The 23,561-nt window shown below is 58.3% G+C and carries 18 protein-coding genes; 7 read left to right on the plus strand and 11 right to left on the minus strand.

The window, feature by feature from the left end; translation table 11 throughout:
* Positions 1-52 precede the first annotated feature (52 nt).
* Genes ACO6TI_RS29360 through ACO6TI_RS29375 form a run of 4 tightly spaced genes read left to right on the plus strand, consistent with a single transcriptional unit; the run spans position 53 to position 4,528 of the window.
* Positions 53-1,009, plus strand: a complete 957-nt coding sequence (locus tag ACO6TI_RS29360) for a substrate-binding domain-containing protein (RefSeq protein ID WP_172670737.1) — start codon at positions 53-55, stop codon at positions 1,007-1,009.
* 56 nt (positions 1,010-1,065) lie between these two features.
* A complete protein-coding gene (locus tag ACO6TI_RS29365) occupies positions 1,066-2,568 on the plus strand; it encodes a sugar ABC transporter ATP-binding protein (RefSeq protein WP_422383899.1) in 1,503 nt (500 codons plus the stop codon).
* Positions 2,565-3,530, plus strand: coding sequence for an ABC transporter permease (locus tag ACO6TI_RS29370; protein WP_082442694.1), 966 nt, complete (start codon positions 2,565-2,567; stop codon positions 3,528-3,530). Before ACO6TI_RS29365 ends, ACO6TI_RS29370 begins: the two co-directional genes overlap by 4 nt.
* On the plus strand, positions 3,527-4,528 hold the full coding sequence (locus tag ACO6TI_RS29375) for a hypothetical protein (RefSeq protein WP_422383900.1): 1,002 nt from the start codon (positions 3,527-3,529) through the stop codon (positions 4,526-4,528). Before ACO6TI_RS29370 ends, ACO6TI_RS29375 begins: the two co-directional genes overlap by 4 nt.
* Here the strand turns inward: ACO6TI_RS29375 and ACO6TI_RS29380 are convergent.
* The 3 genes from ACO6TI_RS29380 to ACO6TI_RS29390 form a co-directional block, all read right to left on the minus strand.
* Entirely contained in the window at positions 4,491-5,498 is a 1,008-nt protein-coding gene (locus ACO6TI_RS29380) for a LacI family DNA-binding transcriptional regulator (RefSeq protein WP_104701229.1), read from the minus strand. The two genes, ACO6TI_RS29375 and ACO6TI_RS29380, sit on opposite strands and share 38 nt — an antisense overlap.
* A 351-nt stretch (positions 5,499-5,849) precedes the next feature.
* Complete coding sequence (locus ACO6TI_RS29385) at positions 5,850-6,347, minus strand: GNAT family N-acetyltransferase (protein ID WP_158705286.1); 498 nt, start codon at positions 6,345-6,347, stop codon at positions 5,850-5,852.
* Between the two features lie 96 nt (positions 6,348-6,443).
* Positions 6,444-7,175, minus strand: coding sequence for a hypothetical protein (locus ACO6TI_RS29390; RefSeq protein WP_422383901.1), 732 nt, complete (start codon positions 7,173-7,175; stop codon positions 6,444-6,446).
* Between ACO6TI_RS29390 and ACO6TI_RS29395 the strand changes: the two genes are divergently transcribed.
* Entirely contained in the window at positions 7,174-7,347 is a 174-nt protein-coding gene (locus ACO6TI_RS29395; protein ID WP_422383902.1) for a hypothetical protein, read from the plus strand. The two genes, ACO6TI_RS29390 and ACO6TI_RS29395, sit on opposite strands and share 2 nt — an antisense overlap.
* Here ACO6TI_RS29395 and ACO6TI_RS29400 read toward each other — a convergent pair.
* A complete protein-coding gene (locus ACO6TI_RS29400) occupies positions 7,335-8,786 on the minus strand; it encodes a cytochrome-c peroxidase (RefSeq protein ID WP_422383903.1) in 1,452 nt (483 codons plus the stop codon). The two genes, ACO6TI_RS29395 and ACO6TI_RS29400, sit on opposite strands and share 13 nt — an antisense overlap.
* Positions 8,787-9,197: 411 nt before the next feature.
* Positions 9,198-10,148 (minus strand): homocysteine S-methyltransferase family protein, encoded by a 951-nt coding sequence (locus ACO6TI_RS29405; protein WP_422383904.1) that lies wholly within the window; start codon positions 10,146-10,148, stop codon positions 9,198-9,200.
* Between the two features lie 130 nt (positions 10,149-10,278).
* Here ACO6TI_RS29405 and ACO6TI_RS29410 point away from each other — a divergent pair, with 130 nt between their 5' ends.
* Entirely contained in the window at positions 10,279-13,773 is a 3,495-nt protein-coding gene (locus ACO6TI_RS29410; RefSeq protein ID WP_422383905.1) for an AAA family ATPase, read from the plus strand.
* A gap of 301 nt (positions 13,774-14,074) precedes the next feature.
* Positions 14,075-15,094: a CHAP domain-containing protein gene (locus ACO6TI_RS29415; protein WP_422383906.1), complete on the plus strand. Its 1,020-nt coding sequence runs from the start codon at positions 14,075-14,077 to the stop codon at positions 15,092-15,094.
* A gap of 128 nt (positions 15,095-15,222) precedes the next feature.
* On the opposite strand, the gene ACO6TI_RS29420 is transcribed toward ACO6TI_RS29415, so the two are convergent.
* From ACO6TI_RS29420 to ACO6TI_RS29445, 6 genes are read right to left on the minus strand one after another with little or no spacing between them, the layout of a single operon-like run.
* Entirely contained in the window at positions 15,223-17,067 is a 1,845-nt protein-coding gene (locus ACO6TI_RS29420) for a hypothetical protein (RefSeq protein ID WP_422383907.1), read from the minus strand.
* Positions 17,064-18,164: a P-loop NTPase gene (locus tag ACO6TI_RS29425; RefSeq protein WP_104701220.1), complete on the minus strand. Its 1,101-nt coding sequence runs from the start codon at positions 18,162-18,164 to the stop codon at positions 17,064-17,066. The genes ACO6TI_RS29420 and ACO6TI_RS29425 overlap by 4 nt, the downstream gene beginning before the upstream one ends.
* 4 nt (positions 18,165-18,168) lie before the next feature.
* The gene (locus ACO6TI_RS29430) at positions 18,169-18,942 is read right to left on the minus strand and encodes an ethylbenzene dehydrogenase-related protein (RefSeq protein ID WP_196917556.1); all 774 of its coding nucleotides are present in this window, start codon (positions 18,940-18,942) and stop codon (positions 18,169-18,171) included.
* Positions 18,943-18,955: 13 nt separating this feature from the next.
* Entirely contained in the window at positions 18,956-19,666 is a 711-nt protein-coding gene (locus ACO6TI_RS29435; protein WP_209003435.1) for a molecular chaperone TorD family protein, read from the minus strand.
* Between the two features lie 57 nt (positions 19,667-19,723).
* Positions 19,724-20,704: a chlorate reductase subunit beta gene (clrB, locus tag ACO6TI_RS29440; RefSeq protein WP_104701218.1), complete on the minus strand. Its 981-nt coding sequence runs from the start codon at positions 20,702-20,704 to the stop codon at positions 19,724-19,726.
* A gap of 28 nt (positions 20,705-20,732) precedes the next feature.
* Positions 20,733-23,465, minus strand: coding sequence for a molybdopterin-dependent oxidoreductase (locus ACO6TI_RS29445; protein ID WP_108874184.1), 2,733 nt, complete (start codon positions 23,463-23,465; stop codon positions 20,733-20,735).
* Positions 23,466-23,561 lie beyond the last annotated feature (96 nt).

Genomic DNA, 23,561 nt, shown 5'->3' on the forward strand with positions numbered 1-23,561 from the left:
CCGATCAGTCACACGTAACATTGAATCTTAAAGGGAGGAAACGACGATGAAAATGAGCAAGAGAATTTTCCTGGGAGCATCTGCACTGGGCCTCACCATGGCAGTTGCAGGGTCCGCCCTGGCGCAGGATCAACGTGTCATCGCAAGTATTGTCTTTCAGGGCGACCAGTTCATGAAATCGCTGCAGCAAGGTGTACGCGAAGCCGCGGAAGCCCGGGGGGCAGAAGTGCTGGAATTGAACATTGATGGTGACCAGGCACGAGAGGCGCAGGCCATCGACACGTATATTTCTCGTGGTGTCGATGCAATTGTCATAGCGCCTTTGTCCGCCACCAATTCGGCAGGATCCCTGAAACGTGCTCGAGACGCGGGGATCACGGTTGTTGCCTTGAACGGCGGCCTGCAGGACAAATCCATCGCAAACGCGACTTTTTCGACTGCAAACTATGATCTTGGTGCGTCTTCCGGCAATGCAGCGGCCGCGTTCATCAACTCCGAACTCGGTGGCGAAGCACAGGTCGGCATAATGGCCTTCTCCAGCCTGCTTCCTGAACAAAGCGGCGCGCGCACCGGCGGGTTCAAGGATGCGGTAACCAAGGGCAACACCGTTACGGTCGTTACGGAACAAGATGCCTGGATGCCTGAAAAGGCCGTGCAGGTCGCCACAGACATGTTGACGGCAAACCCGCAGATCAATCTGCTGTATGCGGCAAATGAGGGCGGCACGGTGGGTGCGATGCAGGCGGTTCGCAATGCCGGCAAGGCGGGCAAGGTTTATGTGTTCGGCATTGACGGCTCGGAGCAACTCGCGCGTGGATTGATGGCCGGTGACAATGTCCTGCAGGCGACCACCGCGCAGTCGGCAAAAGATATGGGTGCCATGGGAGCCAATGCTGCTCTCGACCTACTGGAAGGTGGCTCGGCGGAGGCGGAAACATCCGTTCCCGCATTGTTGCTCAGCCGTGCCGACCCGGATGGCATCGCCGCATTCGTGGAATCCCTGAAGTAAGCCGGTTCGGCCCTTCGCCAGATATCATGGCGAAGGGCCGGCAAAGGATTTCCGCTATGAGTAACCTTCATTTTGAGGGCCTGACCAAGCATTACGGTGCTGTCAAAGCCCTCGATCAATTCACGCACAAGTTTGAAAGCGGACAAGTTCATGCGCTGATCGGCAAGAACGGCTCGGGCAAAAGCACCTTCATCAAAATGCTCGCAGGCGCCATCCAGCCGACAGAAGGACGAATGTTCCTGGACGGCCGGAAACTGGAATTCCAGAGCCCTGGCGAAGCCAACAGCGCGGGAATCGTCACGGTTCATCAGGAACTGTCCCTTGTTCCCGGTCTCAGCGTTGCGGAAAACATTTACCTGGGCAGGTTGCCAAAGCGCGGCCTGCTGGTGAACTGGAAACAGCTTTATGACGATTCCAGATCATTGTTGGCCGAAATAGGAGCCGCAATGATCGACCCGCGCGCGACAACAGGTGATCTGTCGATCGGACGCCAGCAGATCGTCGAAATCGCAAAGGCGATGAGCCTGGCGCCAAAGATCCTGTTGCTTGATGAACCGACATCGGCACTGGCCCATGCAGAGGTAGGGCAATTGTTCGCACTGGTCGATCGTTTGCGGACGAGCGGTGTCACGATCATCTATATTTCCCACCGCCTCGCGGAATTGCCCAGAATTGCGGATACCGTCACTGCGATCCGCGACGGAATGCTGATCGGCTCGGTGGCAATCGACAAGGCAAGCCCCAAGGTAATTCTGGACATGATGTTCGGCGAGTTGCCGCCTCTCCAACGACCGACCCGCCATATTGACAAAACGCATTCGGCCCTGTCGGTGCGCGATCTCGAACTGGCCCCGTTCTTCAAGGGCGTCTCGTTTGACCTGCATCACGGTGAAGTTCTGGGAATTGCAGGAATGCTTGGGTCCGGACGCACCGAGTTGCTGCACACGATTTTCGGGGCGCGGCGTGCGGATGCAGGCAGGATCGCGGTCAAGGGCAATACAGTGTCCAACCCGTCGATCGCTACCATGAAGGCAGCAGGCATCGGATACGCTTCGGAGGATCGGAAGGTTTCAGGGCTTGTACAATCTGCAGCAAGTCACGCCAATTTGTGTCGCGTCGGGCAGAAGCGGATCGCACCCAGCGGCTGGACCAACCTCGCTCTTGAAAGACCCTTTGTCGACAAACAGGTCGCCGGTCTGCATATCAAGATCGGGGACCCGATGGCCCCGGTGTCGTCTTTGTCCGGAGGCAACCAGCAAAAGATCGTCGTCGGCGGTTTGCTGAACAACGAGCCCGACATCCTGCTTTTTGACGAGCCCGGGCGCGGTGTCGACGTGCAGGCCAAACGCCAGATCTATGAAATCATCTGGGACATGGCGGCGCGAGGACTTGCCTGCATCGTGGTGTCAACGGAACTGGAAGACCTGACCGATTGCTGTGACCGCGTTCTCGTGCTGCACGAGGGCAGGCTGTCCGCCGAATTCCTAAACGAAGATCTTGACCCAAAATCACTTTACGCCGCCTGCATGACCGGCGATGACACCGGAGCCGCTGCATGACCAATACACATCTTGCGACGCAGTTGCGACGCCACTCGATGTTGCTGATACTGCTCGCACTTTATGTGCTTGTTGCCTTTACCGCTCGCGGTTTCATGACGATCGACAATCAGCTGAACATTCTGCGAAACATCGCGGTGCCGGGAATGATCGCATTCGGCATGGCACTGGTCATCATTGTCGGGGAGATTGACCTTTCGGTCGGTTCGATGGTCGCCGTATCCGCGTGCCTGACGGCCTGGGTTGTCGAAAAGGCGTCCGGCGACGCCTTCGAACCGGCCTGGTATTTTGTAGCTCTGGGCATCGCGGTTACCCTTTGTTTTGCGGGATTCGTCGGCTGGTTCAATGGAATGCTGCGTCAGCGGGTCGGCGTTCCGACCTTCATATCCTCGCTGGCGATGATGGCAACGCTGGCAGGAATGGCAAACCTGATCACCAACGGATCGGCAATAGAGGCCTTTCCCTCATGGTACTACATCATCGGCAGCGGTCGCTTTCTGGGTGTCCCGGTCCCGGTCTATCTCCTCGCAGTTGCCTTCGTTTTCACCTATGTGCTCGCGAATTTTACCACCCTTGGCCGTTCCATATATGCGGTCGGGGGCAACATGGAAGCCGCTCGGCTGTCGGGTATCGACATCTGGCGCACCAAGAAGATCTGCATGATCATCGTCGCGCTGTTCGCGGCGACCGGCGGGATCATCTATTCCTCCCTGATCAACTCCGGCAATCCAACAATTGCGCGCGGAATGGAGTTGGAGGTGATCTCGGCAGTCATCATTGGCGGCGTTAGCCTGTTTGGAGGGCGGGGATCAATCTGGGGCGCTTTCGTGGGAGTTCTGTTCCTCGGTGTATTGATAAACGCAATGACGCTCTGGGGATTCAACCCCTATGCCCAGCAGGTCGTCAGAGGTGCTTTGATCCTCGGTGCCGTTTTCGTCAACTTTTACATTGATCGCAAATGACAGGTGACAGAACACTGAAATGGGAGACCGGGCAGGTCACGATGCAGAAACGCGGGGCCATGTTGCGCGACCTCTGCGTGAATTTGCCGGATGGACAGATCGTCCGTCCGTTGCACACGGCACCCTGGGTGGGAAAAGACAATGTCAGCGAACTGGACGGCCTGATGCAGGGATTGAGCGGCGAATGGCCTTGCGTCCCTTTCGGCGCCCGGCATGACAACTTGCCGCCGAGTTGGCCGAGATCTCTCGGCTGGGAGGATACGTTTGCACACGGATATGCCGCCCATCATGACTGGGAGATTTCTGCATCCGCCGGCAGTCTGGATGCACGGATCGAAATGCCCGCAGATCATCCCGTCCACTCACTGCGTCGCCGGGTACAGCCTGAGGCGAACGGGATCGTTCTTGATCTCTGGATCTTGCCGCGACGCGATTGCAGATTACCGGTCGGATTGCATCCGGTTTTTGCGCTTCCGGACGACCCGTTGCGGATGCGGGTCGAGGTAAGCGGAGCCACAAAGGTCATCGCCCATCCGGAAACACCGCCGCCGGATCCAACTCCGGCACTCCCTGGCGCCGTGTCTGAGAGCCTGGACTTGGTCAGGGACACAACAGGCGGTGTCGTGGATTTCAGCAGGTTGCCGCACTCCGGTCAGAACGAAACCCGTTTGATGGCACTGGGAGGGACCGGGCACGTCACGATTACAGATCAATTGACGGGAATTGCCACCAAGCTCTGTTACGATGCAGCCCGGTTTCCCTTTGTGATGTTGTGGATTTCCAACCGGGGCCGTGCCGTCGAACCCTGGTCAAGCCGTCATCTTGCCTTGGGTGTCGAGCCTGTTCGCGCCGCATTCGACCTCGGTACTTGCGTGTCTGCAGATGACAACCCCGTCTCGAGACTGGGCGACGCAACGGCTTTTGATTTCGCCGCAAACCGTGAATTTCACACGACCTACACTATTTCGGTACACGAGCCGTCGACTGCCTCACGTTAAGCGTGACCGGCAAAACGACATCCTCCGCCGTTTTCCCTTTCTCCGGCGTCCGGATCATGCGCAACAATCCTGTAATCGCCTCGTTGGCAATCTGATCGATTGGCTGTGCGACAGTCGTCAGAGAGGGAAAAACGTAGGACGCCATCGGCGTATCATCAAATCCCGTCAATGACAGGTCGCGGGGTATCTCAATGCCCAGTACCCGAGCCGCGTGCAAGATGCCTATGGCTGCCACGTCACTGGTTGCCACGATCGCAGTCGCGCGAGGCGTGCAACTGAGAACCTCGTGGCCGAGCGCGGCGCACCCCTGGACACTGTGTTCGGTCCCCAGCACCGTCCTGGGGGCCGGCAGTCCGGCCGTATTGCAAGCCGCCGCTGCGCCAGCCGCACGCAAGATCACGGGTTCGGATTGTTTTGGCGCTCCAACGACCGAAATCAATTCATGCCCCAGGGTTATCAAATGCTGCGCCGCTATCAGCCCACCCAGATAGTGATCGGCGCGTACCGACTTCGCACCAATCTTGTCAAGCTGCCGGTCGAGCGCCAGAATCGGAATGCCGGCGTCCTGAAGCTTGGCAAAAACCTCCCCTTCACCGTCCACCGACGCAATCAGAACACCGTCCACCTGCTGGGCAAGCAACATGTCGACATATTTGGCTTCGTGTAACGGATCTTCCGCCGTTGAGCAGATCATTGACTGATAGCCTTGCGCAAACAGGGCCTGCTCCAGGCGATGCGCCAAACGTGCAAAGAAGTCGACCTTGATCGACGGGACCAGGATGCCGATCAGGTTACTGCGTCCGCTGCGCATCATCCGCGCACCGGCATTCGGTCGATATCCGAGCTCGCTGATGGCTTTTTCGATGCGTTCACGCGTTGCTTCCGCGACATAGCCACTGTTGTTCACAACACGCGATACGGTAGAAACGCCCGCTCCCGCCTGACGGGCAATGTCCTTTATTGTGGCCATGTTGTCCCAATTCCACGCAGTTAACGCGATTCGCGCCCGGCAAAAGCGTCATCCCGACTCATCAGCAGGTCCTGATAGATGAATGTGGCGGCTGAATGCACGATTATCCAGCCAAACTTTGAATTCCCCGACAAATCGGATCTGAAGTCCGGCAATCCGGTCTATCATTTGATACAGCCGAATTGACCAATCCCCCGATATTCACATGCCGGTTGGAATTCGCGCAGATGGAGATCAACAGCACCCGAGTGCAACTTGAAATCGAGCTGAAGACACCAGTCGAACACTTGCGTCCAAAACCCGGTTTCCTGGTATGGTCAGCTCATGTGATGAAGTGTGCGGTCGGCCATCTCAGTGGTTTGAAAGCCGCGCCATCTGGAGGGCATCGCAATAGCCTTCTTCGGTGCGGACAAAGTCCCGCATTACACCTTCTTCCTTGAACCCGAGAGCCCGGTAGAGTTCGATCGCACGCGTGTTGTCGACCCAGACGATCAGGCTAATCCTCCTGATCCTGTAATAACCGTCGCACAGGCGGATCAACTCCCCGATTAACGCACGGGCGACACCCTTGCCCTGGCTCCGTTCACTTGTGACAACCATGTTCAGTTCCGCCGAGTGTGACGCGCGCGGAACGTTCGTATTCAAGACAAGTTCAGCAAATCCGGACACTTCTCCATCACTCGCTGCGACGAGTTGCACCAGGTTCGGATCCGGGGCCAACCGGTCTTCAGTGTTCTTGAGCCTCATGTGTCGCAGGCGCATCGTTCCAAGAACAACGTGAGGGCTTGTCAGGATTGCGTGCAATGCTGGCGCGTCCGCAGGTTCTGCATGGCGTATCGTGAAAGTCATGAAACCCTCCTTCGAGCGTCGCGGCCGTTCGACGGAACGGCCGCTGTTTGAATCAACATAGGTCCGATCATCCGTGTTGGACCAGCCCTGCATCGCCTAAAGCCCGGTTCGCTTGGGCAGCGGAACGTACATGTGCACATGGGTCCGGGTGGAGAACTCACCTGTCATCGGTCCATGAGTTTCACCGTCGCTGTGCCAGGCAATGGCCAGTTCTGAGATCAGTTGCTCACCGGTCAACTGGAGACAAGGCGTGATCTCCCGGACAAATTTCGCGGAGCCGTTTTCGTCGGCAGCAAAGACATTCTCCGTTCCGTCCCGGGAGCCCAGCGGCGTATCGTAAAAACCAAGAAACGGCTTGGTGGGCGGCCAGATCGCAAAGTCGTGCCACACAGTGTAGAGGCCATTCGGAACCAGGTTCTCGAATTGCAGGCTCACGACACCGCTGCCGTTTTCGCAGGTGTAGTGACCACTCCCCCTGGCGGAGAACCAGTCTCCCAGGGTGATTCCGAGCGGCTTGCCACGCGGCCATGGACCCGTGTTTTCTATCTGAAGGGGCGTATGCGGCACGGCATCAGCTGGCGCATAAAGCGGCGCATCCATGTTTCGCGTGGCTCCGGTCGGTCGAAACACTTCACCCGACCCGGCGACCTTTTCAATGAAAACATCCTGCTCGGCAAGGTCTTCATCGATATGGAATATGAAGGTCAGCGACATGCTTTCGTCCGCGTCATAGGCAGCATTGGCCGAGATCATTTGAACGGCATCGTCGGCCAGGGCAGGCAGAGCGAAAGACAGGGCAAGAGATGCTGCCAGGATAGAACGTCTCATGATTGTTCCTTTCAGTTTTGGGTATGGTGTGCTCAGGCAGGCCAAGGCCTTGAGCCTGGGTGGTGGTCCGCATCATGCGAACCGGGCGGGATCCGGTGTGCGTGACAATCGCACCGGCACTGTCGTTGGCAGTTGGCGGTTGGTGGTTGAAACTTCCCGCTACTGCGCCTGAAGAGGAGGAGGTTGTGGCATCAGTCCGGATGGAACACGCGCCGGAACGAGATCACGCCGATCCCTGAAATCCGGATCGGTCAGGGTGTCGAGGAATGCCAGCAACTGATCGATCTCCCGATCAGTCAGGTCCACCGCCTCCAGGACATTGGCACCGGCGATGCGATTTCGAAGTTCTGCCGATGACTGGACCCAGCTGTCACGGCGATCAAACGCCTCCCGGCGTGCCGGGTTCATGGATCGGAAAATCAGCTTTGATCCTGCACCGGTCTGTTCAATGACCTCACCAAGTTCTGGCAACCGGACAGCACCATAGGAATGGAGCGATTTTCTTGGACTGATATGATGACGAACGACAGCTTCGAGCGTGTCATAGGCGCCTGAATGGCCCCAGGGGCCGGTCAATGCGACGTTCAGCAGGGACGGTGTCCTGAAGGCGAAGAGATCGCCTTCATCGAAGGTCACGCGAAAACGTCCCTCGTCCTCAAGACGATCCATGAAACCGCTTGCACGCCAATAGCTTGTGTCGGCGCCGTGGCCCTTTCCCGGACCGGTCTGCGGCATCGCGATTGCATGAAAGCGGTGATCGGTCAGGAGCGGACCGGAATGACATCCGCTGCAGCCTGCACGACCATAGAAGAGGTCAAGGCCGCTCCAGGCATCATTGCCAAGGCGGGAAAACGACCCGTCACGAAGGCTCTGCTCGAACGGACTGCCATTTGAACGGAACGCAACCGTCTGAAAAGCCGCAAGCGCATTGGCGACCTGAACGAATGAGATCGTACCGGATCCAAAGGCCGCCTTGAACATGTCCCGGTATTCCTTGATGCCAGACAACCGTCTGGCCAGGAATTTCCACGCGTCCTGCGGGCGATCCTCCGCGACGGCGGTCGCCACCGGGTTCTCACCCTTTTGTCCGGCCATTTCGACAGGCGAGAGTACCGGAAACATGGCTTGCGCTGCGAGCGGGCTGTCGAGACCTTCCGGCAGATGCTCTCGGGCGGGACTCCAGAACCCGCTCTGGAAGACGCGGGCAGGGTCCGGTTCCAGACGACCGTCATGAAAGAAGGACTCATAAGCCCTGGCACCTATGTTGTAGAGCGGTTGCGCGTTTCGTGGCACGCGGCCAGTGACGCCGCCCGAACCAGCCCTGCGATCTGCACCGAAACCTTCGCCCCCCTCGCCTATCGAAAGGGCCAGCTCGTCACCGGTTCCGCGGCCCGGGTCGTGGCAAGTGCCACACGAAATGTTCCGGTTACCGGACAAGATCGGGTCAAAGAAGAGCATGCGGCCAAGGTCAACAACCGCTGGGTCGGGCGCCCCGTCGTGGAGATAGTCGTCGTCTTGCAAAGGCGTCGGCAATTCACCGGCCTGCGCACAAGCAATCAGCACGACTGCCACAGTGGAAGTGAGAAGTCCTGTGAGGGTCAATGAAGGCATCTTGCCACTCCATTGGTAGTGGACGAGAAACGGATCAGAAGTTCTCACCGTGTCGGGGCTTGCTCCCGGCGGAACGCCACCAGGCAGGACGATGGCGTCTGTCGACCGAAAAATACGAGCTTTCGGTCCTTGTCCTGGTCTGCACGAACTGGACGATGCTCATTTTGGGTGACGACAATGCGCTGAATAGGCAGGTGAAATGACCCGGAGCGCCTGCGGATTGCGAAAGACGTTCTGAACACGCAAAATCACTCGGAGCTGCGCTTTCCTTGACATCACTTGCGTACGAGTGGCTGGCGGCCATGCAGACGGCCAGAACCATTGGTCCTGCAAAGAACCGGTATGGTGATTTCATCTTGACGTCCTCTGGTTGAAAGGCGGTCTCATCGCCCGGCACACGAGCGTGCCGGGTCAGGCGGCGGTCTGCCTGTCCTTTGCCGCCAGGCAAACCTGTTCGATATGCCGGTGGTCGGTACCGCAACATCCGCCGAGCACGACGAGCTGTGGCATGAGCTCCCTGAGTTCAGCGTAGTCGCGCCCTGTTTCAGCGGGATTGCCGTCGTCCAGCTCCTCAGCCTCATCGAGCTCCGCATGGCTGAGGCGAGAGGCGTTTGCACGGATCCCGCGGATACGGTCGCGCCAGTGGCCGCCCGTGCGCAACGTCTCGCGAAAATGGTCCGGGTGGGCACAGTTCAGCATGAAATAGGCCGGACCATTTTCAGTCCGCAAGTCGACTTCTCTGATTGCGGCACCGAGAGTCTGCCCGGTCGGCAGCCGTCCATCGGTTTCGACGGTAAATGAGATTACCACTGGCAAGCCCTGGCCTTTCGCCGCCCGCACGACACCGATCGCCTCCGGCGTATTGTTGATCGTGATCGCGGTGACCAAATCCACCTCGGTAGTGGCAAAGGTTCTGATCTGGTCGGCATGATAGGCTTCTGCCTCCTCCGGCGACATGATTTCACCCGGGTCGTACCCGTCACCACGTGGCCCGATGCATCCCGACAGAACACTCCGAAGTCCCGGAAACTCTTCACGCAACTCGGCCATCACCGAAACAGAGCACCGATTGAGCGCGATCAGTTCTTCCTGGCTGATACCGAGTTCTTGCGCCCAGTCCGGACTGGCCCGCCATGTTGCACTTTCAAAGACAAAGCCGGTTCCGTGAGCTGCGGCAACAGATGCGTGACTTCGGTAGTAACGTCGCAGCGCTTCTCGGCCATCTTCCGTTGCAAGCAGGGGGAAAGCTGCAAAAAGCGGCAGGTCGATCCCGTAGTCGAATATCAATGTCGTCTCGATGCCGCCATCGGTGACAAAGAGGTCTCCGCTCATCTGCGGCAGCTGTTTTGCAAGGTCATTCATATCCCGTCTCCTGTACGTTCACAGGAGAAGGATTGGTCAGGCACCGTTTTTCGCCCGTCACAAAAACTGGTCGCGGCGCCGGTAACACGTTAAATTTTCGCAAAATCGCGCGCCAAAGCGAGGCTTCTGGATGGAACATGATGATTATCTGGATATCCGGCTGTTAGGCCGGCTCGAGATATTTTTTCAGGAACGGCTGCTGGCGTTCCCAACCCGCCACGCGGCTTTTGTCATTGCGTTGCTCGCACGAGAGGGGCAATTGAGACGTGAAACAGCAGCGGCCCGGCTTTGGGGCGAGCGGGATGAGGTTCAGGCCCGCGCCTCGCTTCGGCAGACGATCTATCACATCCAGAAAGTCTTCGCGTCCGCGGGCGCACCGGAACTCGATGTTAGCCGGCAAACAATAGGATTGCAGCGCGGCAGTTTCCGGTGCGATGTCGAAACCCTCCTGGCGGACCTGACAGCAGATCCTGTTACCGTGACCAAAACGTATCGCGGCGAACTTCTTGGTAATGTGGGTCGCATCGACCCGGCCTTTCAGGACTGGCTCGACCTGGAACGGAAATCGCTGGAAAACCGAATTTCCGAAGCCATGACAATCACCGCCGGAAACTTTCTCGCCGACAGGAACTGGGCAGGTCTTGAAGCAGTTGCCTCGCTCAGATTGCAGATAGATCCTTACAACGAAGACGCGCTCCGCCACCGGATGGAGGCACTCTCGAGAACTGAAAGACGGGCGTCCGCTCTCGCGCTCTTCGAAGAATTCAGGGAAAGACTTGGAGAGACCCTCCAGATTGAGCCGGAGCCAGCGACATACGGGCTTCGCGATCAGCTTTCGGCCCGGACGGCCGGAGAACCGTCACCACCGCCAGAACCGGCACTGCCTGATCCACCGGCTGTTCCGTCAGGTGACCCGGATTTCCGCGAGCGACGGAGCGTATCTCTCCTTGCGGTCGCGCCAATCGCAAGCACTTCGGACCCGGAAGAATTTGCAACCGTTTTTGCACAGGTGCGCGCCCTGCTCGAAAAGACGCTTGTCGATGGTTCGGCTCAAATCGTGGAACAGGCCGGAGCGGCGATTGCATGTGTCTTCGGTGCCTCAGGGTTGGTCGAACGCCACGCCGACGCAGCCGTTTACGCGGCGAGGGCATTGGCAGCGCGCGCCGGTGACGAGGTAAAGGTCGCGGTCGTGTCGGGCGACATAGTGGATAGTGCCACCGAAAGTCCTGCAGTTCCTGGCCATGTTGTCCTGGCGCCTCTCTTGTCTGACGCACAGACCTTGTTGCAGACGGCCAAGCCGGGACAGTGCGTGTTATCACCGGCAACGGAACTCAGGCTGAATGCCCGTCCGCAAAACAAGTCGTTCCTGGCACGTCGTTCGGAACTTGAAACACTGCATGCCGCTTTCCTCCAGGCCCGGCAGGGGAATGCCCAGATCGTTGGTGTCGTGGGAGAAGCAGGGATCGGCAAGTCGACGCTTCTCCGGCAGTTCCTTGAGACTCGTGAAGACGTTCAGATCCTCATGATCGAGGGCTACGAGCGCGAGGCGTCAAGATCATTCGGTGCAATTGCACGATTTCTAGCGACACAGATTTCCGCAGGAGACGAACCAGGCCGGGCGTCGATCGATGCCGCAATCAAAACGAAGCAGATCCGGGCGGTCTATCGTGAAGTGCTTCTGGGACTTCTGGGACTGGCCACTGATGAAGAGCGAAGCCGCCTGGTGCCGGAGGAACAGCGAAGACAGGTGTTCAAGCTGGCCAGCGAAGTCATTCTGGGTGCGTCCGGACGGCAAGAGGTCATACTCGCGGTGGAGGACGTCCACTGGCTTGACCGGGATTCAGCGGAATTTCTCGACCGATTGGTCGGCGAGATTTCGGCAGAGCCGCTGACGGTCATCGCGACATTCCGCCCGGAATTCCAGGTCAGCTGGATCGGTCGGAGTTCATTCCGCCTCATGCGCCTGACACCGCTCCTGAGCAAGGAGGCAGAAGCGCTCATCGCGCCCTGGGCTGGCGGCATGTCGGACGAAACACGTGATCAACTCCTGAGTCGCGCAGCCGGCAATCCGTTTCTTCTGGTGGAAACTGCGCGTGCCATTGCCTCCAGTGGTTCACTTCAATACGCAGCCGTGCCTGAAACGATCCGCGATGTCCTCAACGCGCACATCCATCGCCTGCCTGCAGATGACCGGCGGGTTCTCCAATGTGCAGCGGTCCTGGGTTTCGAAGCCGCCGACAGTGGTATCGCCGATCTTGCGGGCCTGACGGAAGCGCAGCTGGACGAATCCCTGGCACGTCTCAGGCAGGAAGAAATTGTCCATAAGGCAGGTATTGGAACTGCGGCACGGCACCGTTTCCGGCATGCACTCCTTCATGATGCCGTCTACGCTTCGATCCCCAAAACAGACTCTGTCGCACTCCATGCCAAGGCCTGTGCATTGCTTCAAGAACGGACCGACATGGACCCCGCTGCCATCGCACTTCACGCATGGCGCTCTGAAGACTGGCCGGCTGCAGTCGAATGGTACAGCCGTGCAGCGGACCGGTACACAGCTCTTTCCTCATATGCATTGGCCGCACAGGCTTACCGCCAGGCCGTCGAGGCCCTGGAACGGTCCGGCGAAGATACGACACGTCAGAGACTTGACCTTGCGCTCAAGCTTCGTCCGGTCCTCGTGCCGCTTGGTCTTTACGAAGATGCGCTGGAAGAGCTCGACCTTGCCGAGACCATCGCGGCGAGCCTGAACGATGGTGGCTTCCACGTCGCCGTTCAGATCAGCAAGAGCTACCTTTTCAGCACACATGGCCATCTGCACAAGGCAATTGAATACGCCCGGAGCGCTGGAAAGGCGTCCGGAAGGGGCCAGCAGACGGACTATGAAGCGAAGCTGGCGGAGGCGCAGGCCCGGTCTCTCATGGGAGACTGGGAAGGAACGCTCGCGCTTCTGGCTCCGACCGTTCCTTTCTGGGAAGACAACCGGCATGAACGGTTCGGCCACACCGGCACGAGATCCGTCTGGTGCCATGGCCACCTGTCAAACGCCTACGGTCTCAACGGTCAGCTCGAAGCAGCCTTGCGCCATGGTGAACGTGCATTCGATCTGGCCAATGAAACCAAAAGGCCGCTAGACGTGATCTTCTCGCTCCATCGGCTGGGAAGGGTTCACCTCGTCGCAGGCAATGCGGAAGAAGCGCTCGCGCTGTTGATGGATGCCGTTCGGCGCTCTGAACAGATCGATGCGCCGATTTTCCGGTCCTGGTTTGCCTGCGACGCGGTCCCGGTTCTTCTCGCTGCCGGCAGGAACGACGAAGCCGCAAACCTGCTCAACCGTCAACTGGAGGCGGCACGGAAACTGAAACTGCGCCAGTTTGAAGGTTGGCTTCAGTTGAACAAGGCAGAACTGCTTCGAACAAGCCACAGGCTGAGCGAAGCAGAAGCCGAGGCCAATGCAGCCCTTGCCTGTGCCCTGGAAATAGGCGATCTCGTTCTCGAACCCGCCGCCATGCTGACCCTTGCCGCGTTCAGAACAGGACCCGGCAAGTCTCAGGACAAAAAGACCGCAATGGATCTGGCGGAAAAGCGCGGGTTTTCATTTTTGGCTCGGCAACATCTGCATCGTTGAACAACCAGCGCTACCGGACCTTCAAATTCTGTGGTTCAAGCAAAACGCAGCGCGGGCAAAGTTGTTTTGACGCATTTTTTATGCTCGGCGGACGCCTCGCATCGCGGACCGTGCGTGAATATGACACCGATTTTACGATCCGACCTGACAATCAGACCCGAAATCGCAACGAACAGATTGCTCGGACAGCCGGCGGACTAAACGACCAGCAGCACTTAGTGGCTGTATTCACATCACACTTCCTCCGGCTGCTCGGCGCTTCGCGGTTTCGTCCTTTCGAACAGCAAGACGAGTCGGGTTGATGACGATACAAAACATACTCACGGCACATCACATCGCAGCTGCGAACGCTTCGGTTCCGAGTGTTCTGACACCCCAGCAGGCGAAAAAGGCCGGACAGTACAATGCCAAACGCGCACGGCGCATCGGTTGGTCTCACTATTGGTCCGGTGTTTGTCGTGTACTCGGCATATCAAATGGTCTTTTGACGCGTGAGGACTTCAGCCAATACGTCGCAGTCTTCCAGATTAGCAAGAGGATCAGCGGCGATGGAATGCTGGGACCGGACACCTGGCGCCGCATGCGGGCGGAAGTCAGGATCGTTCTGAAAATCTTGCCGCAACCAGGCTGGTTGCCCAAGTCAGCGCCTGGTCGATCCCCGGTCAAGGCGATTTCGGTCGAGGCACTCAATCTGAAGGCGCCCTGGATGGCCATCGCTTTGAACGAGCAGGAGACAAACTGGGTAAACGACGATGGCAATGCAATCTCCGAAGGCGACACGCGTGTCGACGAGGGGTATTTCGAAGCTTGCCCATACATGGGTGGGAACCCTTGGGAGTTGAAACTGAAGCACACCAGAAAAATCAACAACCATCACTGGTGCGCGGCTTTTGTGAATTACTGTTTGCACACCGCAGGATACAGCCACTCCGGCAGCGCCGGTGCCTTTTCTTTCCTGCAGAAAAGAAGATGGCGTTTCAAGGCTTTGAGTGAACCGACCAGAGGCTGCGTCATTGTCATGAGACACAACAAGAAGAACTGGGACCATGTCGCCTTCCTCGACGAAGTCGGCGATCTGCCAAGCAGCCCCGAGGGCAACGTCAATTCCAGGAAACACAAGAACTTCAAACTCCTGGGCGGAAACCAGGGTGGTGACAGCGTGAACTCCAAGACATTCGGCAACTGGACCCTCTATGCGGGTAAGGACGGGTTCGGCAACAAATCGCCTTATCTTTATCCCCTCAAGGGGGAAGGCGACGAGAATTGCAATGTTGAACTGCCGACAGCCGGACCCCACTTTTGCGGAGAACAATGGGTCTAGACCGGCTTGTGCATGGTCATCGAATGAACCCCGTGCGTTGGCAACACGTCGGGGTCATTATCAGCAGACAAACCCGCAAGGCGACGTTTTCATGCAGATCAGATTCGGATGTGCGAGCGCCTGGGCGGTTACGGCAGGCGAACAATCAGCGTGCCGCGATCACCCGCCGCGATAAATCCGCCGTCCGGTGTTGTCGAGACCGCTCGCAAGCCGACATCCGTTCCACCGGGATCCCTGCGCCAGACCGTTCCGTCATGACGATAGATCGTACCCGCCGCACCGACCGCTATCACCTCGCGGTCATTCCCGGTGACGGCAAGCAGGTCGGCTCGCGCCCTGGCCGGTGTGATGGTCCATCTGGTTCCATCGAAGTGGCCAATTGTGCCGGAGAGACCGACGACGAAAATGTCGTTCAGGGCCCGCCCCCAGACATCAAACAGAAAATACTCCGTTCCTGCGTTGAATTCATCCCAGCATTCGCCGTTCCAACGCTGAACCAGACCGAAATCGCCAACCGCTAGGATATGTCTGTCATCCGGTCCCCAAAGACCGTAAAGCGCGCTTTTTGTGCCGCTTGCCGCTCGAACCCAGTCCGCCGATTCCGGCGTTTTGCACAGAACCAGTCCCTCGTCTCCCGCGGCGAAAAATGTCGAGCCGTCCGACCAGAGTGAAAGAATGGTCACATCCATGTGCAAATCGTAGACTTTCCGCCATTTCGCGCCGTCAAACTGGTGTATCTCACCCATCTGACCGGCCGCCAGAAGACCACCGTCCGGAGCTCTGCTCAGCGCATGGATACCCAGGTCATTGACAGGAGGAAGCGCTTCCCACTTCCCGCGATCGAACACAAGAACAGTACCTTCTTCGCCACAGGCAAAGAGTTCATCTTGTCGGGTGTCATGCCACACACCCCAGAGCTGTCGATCGGTGCCACTGGCAACAGGTTCCCAGAGCGTCGCAGCTTCACGGGTTGCAACATAGGGTTTGAAATTCTCCAACGCCGTCGCATTTGCCGTCAAGGCAGTTCCGAAATCTCCCACCGAGACCACCTCGCCTGTCGCAAGCGTGACGATGCCGAGAAGATCGTGATTGGTACCACTGTCCAGTCGCTCGATCCCGTCATGCCCCAGCAGATGCATTTGACCCGCATCGCCGACCAGGATTGCGCCGTGCTTGTAGGCAGCAAGCGCCCGGAACCGTGAAAACGTCTTCTCTGCGAAGAGCGTCTTGAACGACTTTCCATCCCACAGCACGAGATCTCCTCGAAACCCGTTCGCATCCACGAAATACCGTCCCCCTGCCAGCAAGACCGTGTTGTCTTCAAGAGGCAGTGCCGAGGTAAAATTGGAATGGATCGGACAGGATTGCTTGTGCCATTGCCCGTCTTCGTTCCGGATCAGGACGATACCGTCTCCACCGGCTGCCAGAACCCTGCCATCCGGCAAAATGACGACGCAGCGCAAATGTGCGCGAACACCGGAATTCTCCGATACCCAGTCCTGACCGTCAAAGTGCAGGATTGTTCCGCGGTCACCCACGGCCCAGGCTTGGCCATTTGGCAATCCGGCAACGCCGAACAGCGGGGCGTTCTCCGATGCGTCGGAGTATTTTCCGCCTTCATTCGTGACGCAACCACGAACCTTTGTCCAAACCCTGCCGTCATGATGCAGGACCAGCCCCATCCAGCCCACAGCCCACAGGTCGTTTCTTGATGTTCCCCAGAGCGAGTGAACAGGCACCGGAGCGGAAACAGGCTGACGTTTCCATTCCGTTCCATCGAAGTGAAAGATCACACCGTCATCACCGGCAACAAAGACCCCCGCCTCGTCTGCCCAACCGTCCCAGAAGACGTCACCCGCTCCGGCGGAAAGTTCATCAATCTGCAGCCAGCCACCGGGTTCCGATGCCGTCCTGGATATCCGGCCGCGAAAAAAATCCCGGCGCGAAACGTCTTCCGTTACGGTTTGCATCATTCAGCTCCGTTTCGCCCTGTCATGTCCCGCAGCCGGCCTGTCTCCTGGCTCAGCAAAGCTGCAATTTCGTCACCCAGCTCTTCCTGTTGACCTGCCGGAAGATCCGCCAATGCGGTTCGCAGCGCTTCATCCTCGAGATTTGTCTGGAACACCTCGCCAAGAGTATGCGCAACTGCTGCATCGAATCCGGCACGTCCGGTAGCGGCAACAGCCTCAATCAATGGTTCGAATGCACGTGCCACCGCACTTTCCGGTCGCTCGGTAACCACGGGCTGACCGGTGTCCGACCCCATGGCGAGCTCGGGGGCAAGCGGGATAGCCGCAAGACGGCTTATTCCCAGCCCCTCGAGCGCTTCGCCAAGACCCGCATCAGGAAACAGATGGAACTCTTCGCTGCAATGCGGACACACGATCCCTGCCATGTTTTCAACGGCACCGATCACGGGCAGCCCGCGTTCATTGCAGAACCGCCCCGCCTTGAGACTGTCCATTTGCGCGACCGCCTGCGGCGTGGTGACCAGGACCGCAGATACGTCCGATCCTTCAAGCATGTCGCAAAGCGTAATCAGCTCATTTCCGGTGCCCGGTGGCATGTCGACCACCAGATAGTCGAGCGATCCCCAGTCGAAACTTCCGATCAGGTGATGGATGAAGTCGTGCTTGTACGCGTCGCGCCAGACTACTGGTGTGCTGTCATCCTCCAGCATGAAGGCCAGCGATCCGACTTTAACCGGATGGGAAATTCCGTCCGCTTCGAAAGCCAGCGTCTTCAGGCCGTCATATGTCGTGCGGGTCCGTCCACCGGCAAATCCGAAAAACCGGCTCTGGTTCGGTCCGTGGATATCGGCATCGGCAACACCGACCCGAAAGCCGAGCCTGGCAAGGCCGGCGGAAAGATTGGCCGACACCGTGCTCTTGCCGACACCACCCTTGTTTGCGAGCACCACGATGATGTGGCCGATTTCCTCAAGGCGGTTTTCGATGAGACGCTTGTTGTGAAGAGGCTTGTCCAGAGTGCAATGCGTTTCTTCGGGACAAAACTGGCAGGCATGTCCGAGGCCGCAGTCGAGCGAGGTGGTCTTCGGTCCGAAGGTCATGGCGTCAACCGCCGCTCAGGTCGACGAGGATCCAGCCGTCGGACACACGTTTCAGCCCGTCACGCTCATCGTTTGCGCCCTGCCAGAGTGCGAATGCCATCGGCACGATGTCCTGCTCGAAGGATACCTGGTAGTCGCCCTCCGTGGAAATTTCCCGTGACATCACGACGGTCCATTCATTGGCATCATTCCCCCGCTTGTCGAGATACATGGCATCGCCGCTCACCGGCTGATCCTCCAGCGTGGTGGTGCTGCCCGGCCCGCCTGCGGCAAGACTTTGAATGTCACCTTGATCGGAACGCCAGTACCAGATGTTTACCGGCGCGCCGGGCCCGTCTCCCATCACGTAGGACGTCTCGTCATCCCCGAGCGAGAACTGAACGGCAACCGCGTCTCTGAACCGGTTGCTCCTGGTCACCGTGTCGGCCGTTTCGTCGCGCCAGCGCATGCGCACATAGAACCGTTCCGCGGTGCGCGCAAAGGTCAGGAACACGTACTGCCCCTCGTCGTCGTAGTCGACGCGAAGATCGACAGATTCGTGCACTGCAGGCGCCGGGCCTACGTGAACACGATACTCCGGAAGACGCTCCCAGATCACATCGTCAGGATCGTTGGTACTGCGCAGGTAGATCCCATCGGGGATCTTGGAAACCGCGACCGTGTCTCCGGCCTCCAGCAGTTTCACATTCGCATCGACAATCTCCAGGCCCTCGGCATAGGCTGGTACGGTCAAAGATAGCACGGCGGTAACCGCAACTAGTCGGGACAGATGTCTCATGGATGTGATCTCCTTATCCCCAAAGGTTTTGTGGAGCTGACTGACTTGCAGGAGCGGCCTTGTGAGCCTGCTGCGGCGCGTCCGGGTCGTTGAAGGGACCGACGCGTGTTTCAAGTTCACTGATCTGAGCCAGTGACCACCGGTCCATATCCTGCAAGAGCGTGAAAATCGTCGGATCGAGGTTCGGCAAGGCGGCCCGCCGCAGCTGTCCTGCGACCGCGTCGAGGGCCGGGCCAAGATACCGGCACAGAAAGTCACGCTGCGCGCGGCGATAAGGCGAAGGGTCGCGCTCGTTTTTCAGCGCGTGTGCTTCCAGGTGACAAAGAACAGCCATGAACTCCAGCATGCAGGCCAGATGATCCGGTTCGTCGTGGCGCCCCTCGTCCGTGATCGACGGCTTCAGACCGAAATGCTTGTAGAAAGCTGCAATGTTGAGCATGAAGACCGGCCGGGTCAGACCCGCAAGGATGTCTTCGTTTTCCCCGACGAGCAATGCTGCGAGCGGCTTGCCGTTGCGCCCGTGCAGGAAGGCTGAGATGTAGCCCGCCTCGAAAGCTTCGAAATTCGGCGACACATCGGCACCCGGCCAGCCCTGCCCCGCAACCTGGGCCCAGGCAGCACTGAAGGCATCATGAAACTGCCGCGAGGCAACCGCTTCATAAAATTCGGGTGTCGGGTGCCCGCAGGCCAGGGCGGAGAGCCGCCACAGCGTCTCCTTTGCCATGGCCCGCTCCGGGGAATTTCCCATCGGAAGACGGTCTGGAGTGTGAACGGACATGGCTCAGCTCAGCTTGAACATTTCGGCATGGCGATAGCCGATCAGGGTGTCCATCAGCTCGCTGTCGCCTCCGCCGGCCTTTTTCTCGCGCTCTGACGCGAGTGTATCAAGCGCTGCCTTGACACCATTGCCGAACAGGCTCTCCAGATACTCCATCGGCACCCTGCTCTCCGCCGTCGCGCCTCCGCTGCCGTCTATCTTAGGCGGTGACATCGGCGGGACATAGAACACGTTTGGCTTGGTCCCCCATTCAGGATGCAGCGGCAGGGCCACCTTGTATTTTTCAACCAGCTGGTGAATCGGACCTGCTTCGTCATCTCGATAGCCAATCCAGCGAATACGCCCGACACATTGCTTGGCGCAGGCGGTCGGCAATCCCTTTTCGATCCGCGGGTAGCAGAAGATGCATTTCTCGGACTTGGAAATCTCCTCGTTGAAATAGACCTTCTTGTAGGGACAGGCAGAAACGCAATACCGGTATCCGCGGCAGCGTTCCTGATCGATCAGGACGATACCGTCCTCCTGACGCTTGTAGATCGCATTGCGTGAGCAGGCCGCCAGGCACGCCGGGTTTTCGCAATGATTGCAAAGCCTTGGCAGATAGAAGTAGTAGCTGTTGGGATAATCGCCTTCGCCTTCATCCTCGTCCCAGTTCGCACCCCAGGTCGGTTTGACATTCGGGCGCAGCCAGGGATCGGTTCCTGTCATCAGCGCTTCTTCGTAGTTGTACTCCCACGGAACACCGTAGTCCTCCGGCGCCGGTTCCGTTCCCAGGCGCAGAGCACCATCACCGTCGAAACCACCGCCCATGTCGGCGTAGTTCTTCGGATAACCGGTACCTGGCATCGTTTCGACGTTGTTCCAGTACATGTATTCCCGGCCATTCCGGTTGGTCCATTGCAGTTTGCAAGCGGACGTACAGGTATGGCACCCGATGCACTTGTTCAGATCCATCACCATGCTGAGTTGACGTTTCACGGCCATGACTTAAACCTCCTCCCCTCGGTGCCGCTTACGCCGGCTCCACGTCCACACTGCTTTCATGAGCAAGCTGATTTGCATTCCATTTGAAGAGTTTGAAGCCCAGGTGCCCCCAACCGCCTGCGAGTTCCAGAGGCTGGATCAGGGTTGCCATCGCGTCGTTCATCGGCTTCATCTGTTCGTATTGATAGGGCTCCCAGCCATGCTCCATCATGATCGCCGTTTCAGGCAGGCTCGGGTAGAATTTTGCCTGGGCAAAGAACTCGCCGACCCCGTTGAAAATCCGGACCATCGAACCGTCGGTGATACCCTTGCGCGCCGCAAGTTTCGGGCTGATATAGATGTTTGGTTCACCGCGCTGCAGCCTCAGCATGAACTTGTTGGAGCGCCAGTTCGAATGGATGCCCCAGCGGGTGTGCGGCGAGTAGAATGACAGCGGATAATTCGATGCTTCGCGTCCCGCATGGTGCCGGGCAGTCGGAACGGTCGCGCCCATCTTTTCGAAAGTGGGGTGATCGCAGTAGAACGTGATGCGTCCCGTCAGCGTTTCATAAGGTTTCTTGTCCTCTGTTTGCGCGACAAACGGATTGTAGGGTTCGTCCGGTGGGATCGGCTGGTTGTTGCCGCCCTCGGCATTCATGACGATGAACCCGCGTTCCGCGGCTTCCTCAAGCGTGACACCACCCAATTCCGGGCTGTTGTCGACCAACCACTTCGTGGCGTCGTAGTCGGTCATCAAGGTGCCGTTCATGGTGAAGTCGTCGTAAATCGTGTGAAGATCCCGGCTGACATTGCCGTCTTCAAACCCTTCCACGCCCCGCGCGATGGCGCGTTCCTGGATCTTCTTGCTCAGAAGCACCATGATGTCCCAGTCGGGTTTGGCTTCACCGATCGGGTCGACCGGACGTGAAAAGACGTTCACGAACCGATGGAAGCCAACCGATCTCAGGTCCCAGGCCTCATAGTGGCTCGCCGCAGGCAGCAGGTAATCGGCCCACTGGGCGGTGCTGTCCATCCGCACATTGATATCAACGAACAACTCCTCGACTTCGTGCAGGATGTGCTCGCGATACTTGTCGGCAAACTTGTTGCGGCGGAACTTGTTGTCCGCGATCGAGATCAGGCCTTTCACATCGCCGTTATAAGGCATCCAGCCTTCCTGAATGCTCTCGTTGATCGCCTCCTCCATCTCGTCGAGATTGAAGCCGACCCGATCCTTCAGTTTGTCATTGTCGAAATGCTTGCGGGCCTGTTCGAGCATCTTGCCACGCTGGAATTCGCCGAGCCCGCCCGGTTCCAGCCGCGGGAATTTCTCGAAACCGAACAGGGCGAGACTGAGCCAGGGAATGTGTTTCCAGTCGATCCAGGAGGTATCGAGGCCTCCTGTCTTGCCGCCATGCCCGGTCAGGGCAAGCATCAGCGTCTGGGCCCAGCCTGTATAGATACCGTTGGAATAGCGGCCGATATTGAATCCGGTCATCAGGATTGCCTTGCGGGCACCGGCAAAGAGGCGGGCTTCGGCCCGTACCATTTCCGCGGCAAGGCCGGTCTCCGATGCTGTTGCTTCCGGCGAATATTTGGATGCCTCTGCCTTGACCTTCTCAAAGACCGTAGTGACCTCGATGCCTTCGACTGTGAAGGTTCCTTCAAGCGCCGGATCGATACCTTCCAGGGCGAGTGTCTTGTCCTCGGATCCCATGGAACCCTTCACGGCAACGGCCGCACCGGAATTGAGATCCCAGTGGTAGAAGACCTGGTCGGAGCCATCCGCCTTGATGTCGACCTCGCGCAGCATCTTTCCGGTGTCGGCACGGACCAGTACGGGCAGATCAGTCTGCTCCTTCATGAAGTCCGGCTTGTAGAGCTTTTCCTCGATGATCACGTTGACGAAGGACATCGACAGAAAGGGATCGGCCCCCTGTTTGATCGGCATCCACAGATCGGCATGGATCGAGGACGGATTGTAATCGGGTGCGACGGAAACGACGCGGGCGCCGTTATACTTGGCTTCCCAGATATAGTGCGCGTCCGGAATACGCGTGGCATTCGGATTGAACAGCGACATCATGATGTAGTCTGCATCGAACCAGGCATCCGAGGTGAAGCTTTCCAGCGGATTGCCGTACGCCAGGTGGGCGCCCGTGTTCAGATCGCCCACGTCGGTAAAGATATCGAGTTGAACCCCGCCTACCAGGGAGGCAAAGCGATACGGGGCCGCAAACCTGACCATGGACAGATTGCCTGACCCCGTATGTGTCATGAGCTTGCCCGGCCCATGCTTGACAAAGATGTCGATCACCTTGTCTGCAATTTCTTCGGTGATCTCGTCCCATTCCATGCGCTGCCATTTGCCCTCGCCGCGCTTTCCGACCCGCTTCAACGGGTAGCGCAGCCGGTCGGCGTCATACATGGCAGAAGAATGGATCGAGCCTTTCTGGCAGCCACGTGGATTGGCGTCGGGGACGTTCGGATTGATTTGCGGGTACTTGGCAAGCTGCTCTTCGCGAAGAACGATCCCGTCCTTTACGTAGACATCGAACGCGCAGTTGCCGACACAGTTGATGCAATGCGCCGCCTTGCCGATCTTGTCCCAGGTAAATTCACGACGATAAAGATCTTCCCAGTCGCGATACGGGTACTCGGTGTCGAGCGTGTCCTCGATCGGTTCCAGCCGATTGAGTGCCCATGACTTGTCCGCGGCCAGTACCCCGGCGCCGACCAGCGTGGTGCTTTTCAGGAAATCCCGACGCTTCATGCGCAGCATGACTATCCTCCCCATCCACCGCCGTGCCGAAAACGACGCGCGGTCCTCGTCTCTCCGTATTCACGATAGCAAGGGGAAGTGTTTCAAAGGCTGCGA

Origin of the sequence: Roseibium album, assembly GCF_965233825.1 — a bacterium.
Classification (GTDB): domain Bacteria; phylum Pseudomonadota; class Alphaproteobacteria; order Rhizobiales; family Stappiaceae; genus Roseibium; species Roseibium album.

Bases quoted from the DNA above. Each gene is read 5' to 3' on its own strand.
- ACO6TI_RS29400 (WP_422383903.1), bottom strand. From the start codon at position 8,786: ATGCCTTCATTGACCCTCACAGGACTTCTCACTTCCACTGTGGCAGTC.
- ACO6TI_RS29415 (WP_422383906.1), top strand. From the start codon at position 14,075: ATGACGATACAAAACATACTCACGGCACATCACATCGCAGCTGCGAAC.
- ACO6TI_RS29385 (WP_158705286.1), bottom strand. From the start codon at position 6,347: ATGACTTTCACGATACGCCATGCAGAACCTGCGGACGCGCCAGCATTG.
- ACO6TI_RS29360 (WP_172670737.1), top strand. From the start codon at position 53: ATGAGCAAGAGAATTTTCCTGGGAGCATCTGCACTGGGCCTCACCATG.
- ACO6TI_RS29405 (WP_422383904.1), bottom strand. From the start codon at position 10,148: ATGAATGACCTTGCAAAACAGCTGCCGCAGATGAGCGGAGACCTCTTT.
- ACO6TI_RS29365 (WP_422383899.1), top strand. From the start codon at position 1,066: ATGAGTAACCTTCATTTTGAGGGCCTGACCAAGCATTACGGTGCTGTC.
- ACO6TI_RS29430 (WP_196917556.1), bottom strand. From the start codon at position 18,942: ATGAGACATCTGTCCCGACTAGTTGCGGTTACCGCCGTGCTATCTTTG.
- ACO6TI_RS29395 (WP_422383902.1), top strand. From the start codon at position 7,174: ATGATTGTTCCTTTCAGTTTTGGGTATGGTGTGCTCAGGCAGGCCAAG.
- ACO6TI_RS29445 (WP_108874184.1), bottom strand. From the start codon at position 23,465: ATGCTGCGCATGAAGCGTCGGGATTTCCTGAAAAGCACCACGCTGGTC.
- ACO6TI_RS29410 (WP_422383905.1), top strand. From the start codon at position 10,279: ATGGAACATGATGATTATCTGGATATCCGGCTGTTAGGCCGGCTCGAG.
- ACO6TI_RS29420 (WP_422383907.1), bottom strand. From the start codon at position 17,067: ATGATGCAAACCGTAACGGAAGACGTTTCGCGCCGGGATTTTTTTCGC.
- ACO6TI_RS29375 (WP_422383900.1), top strand. From the start codon at position 3,527: ATGACAGGTGACAGAACACTGAAATGGGAGACCGGGCAGGTCACGATG.
- ACO6TI_RS29390 (WP_422383901.1), bottom strand. From the start codon at position 7,175: ATGAGACGTTCTATCCTGGCAGCATCTCTTGCCCTGTCTTTCGCTCTG.
- clrB (WP_104701218.1), bottom strand. From the start codon at position 20,704: ATGGCCGTGAAACGTCAACTCAGCATGGTGATGGATCTGAACAAGTGC.
- ACO6TI_RS29435 (WP_209003435.1), bottom strand. From the start codon at position 19,666: ATGGCAAAGGAGACGCTGTGGCGGCTCTCCGCCCTGGCCTGCGGGCAC.
- ACO6TI_RS29425 (WP_104701220.1), bottom strand. From the start codon at position 18,164: ATGACCTTCGGACCGAAGACCACCTCGCTCGACTGCGGCCTCGGACAT.
- ACO6TI_RS29370 (WP_082442694.1), top strand. From the start codon at position 2,565: ATGACCAATACACATCTTGCGACGCAGTTGCGACGCCACTCGATGTTG.
- ACO6TI_RS29380 (WP_104701229.1), bottom strand. From the start codon at position 5,498: ATGGCCACAATAAAGGACATTGCCCGTCAGGCGGGAGCGGGCGTTTCT.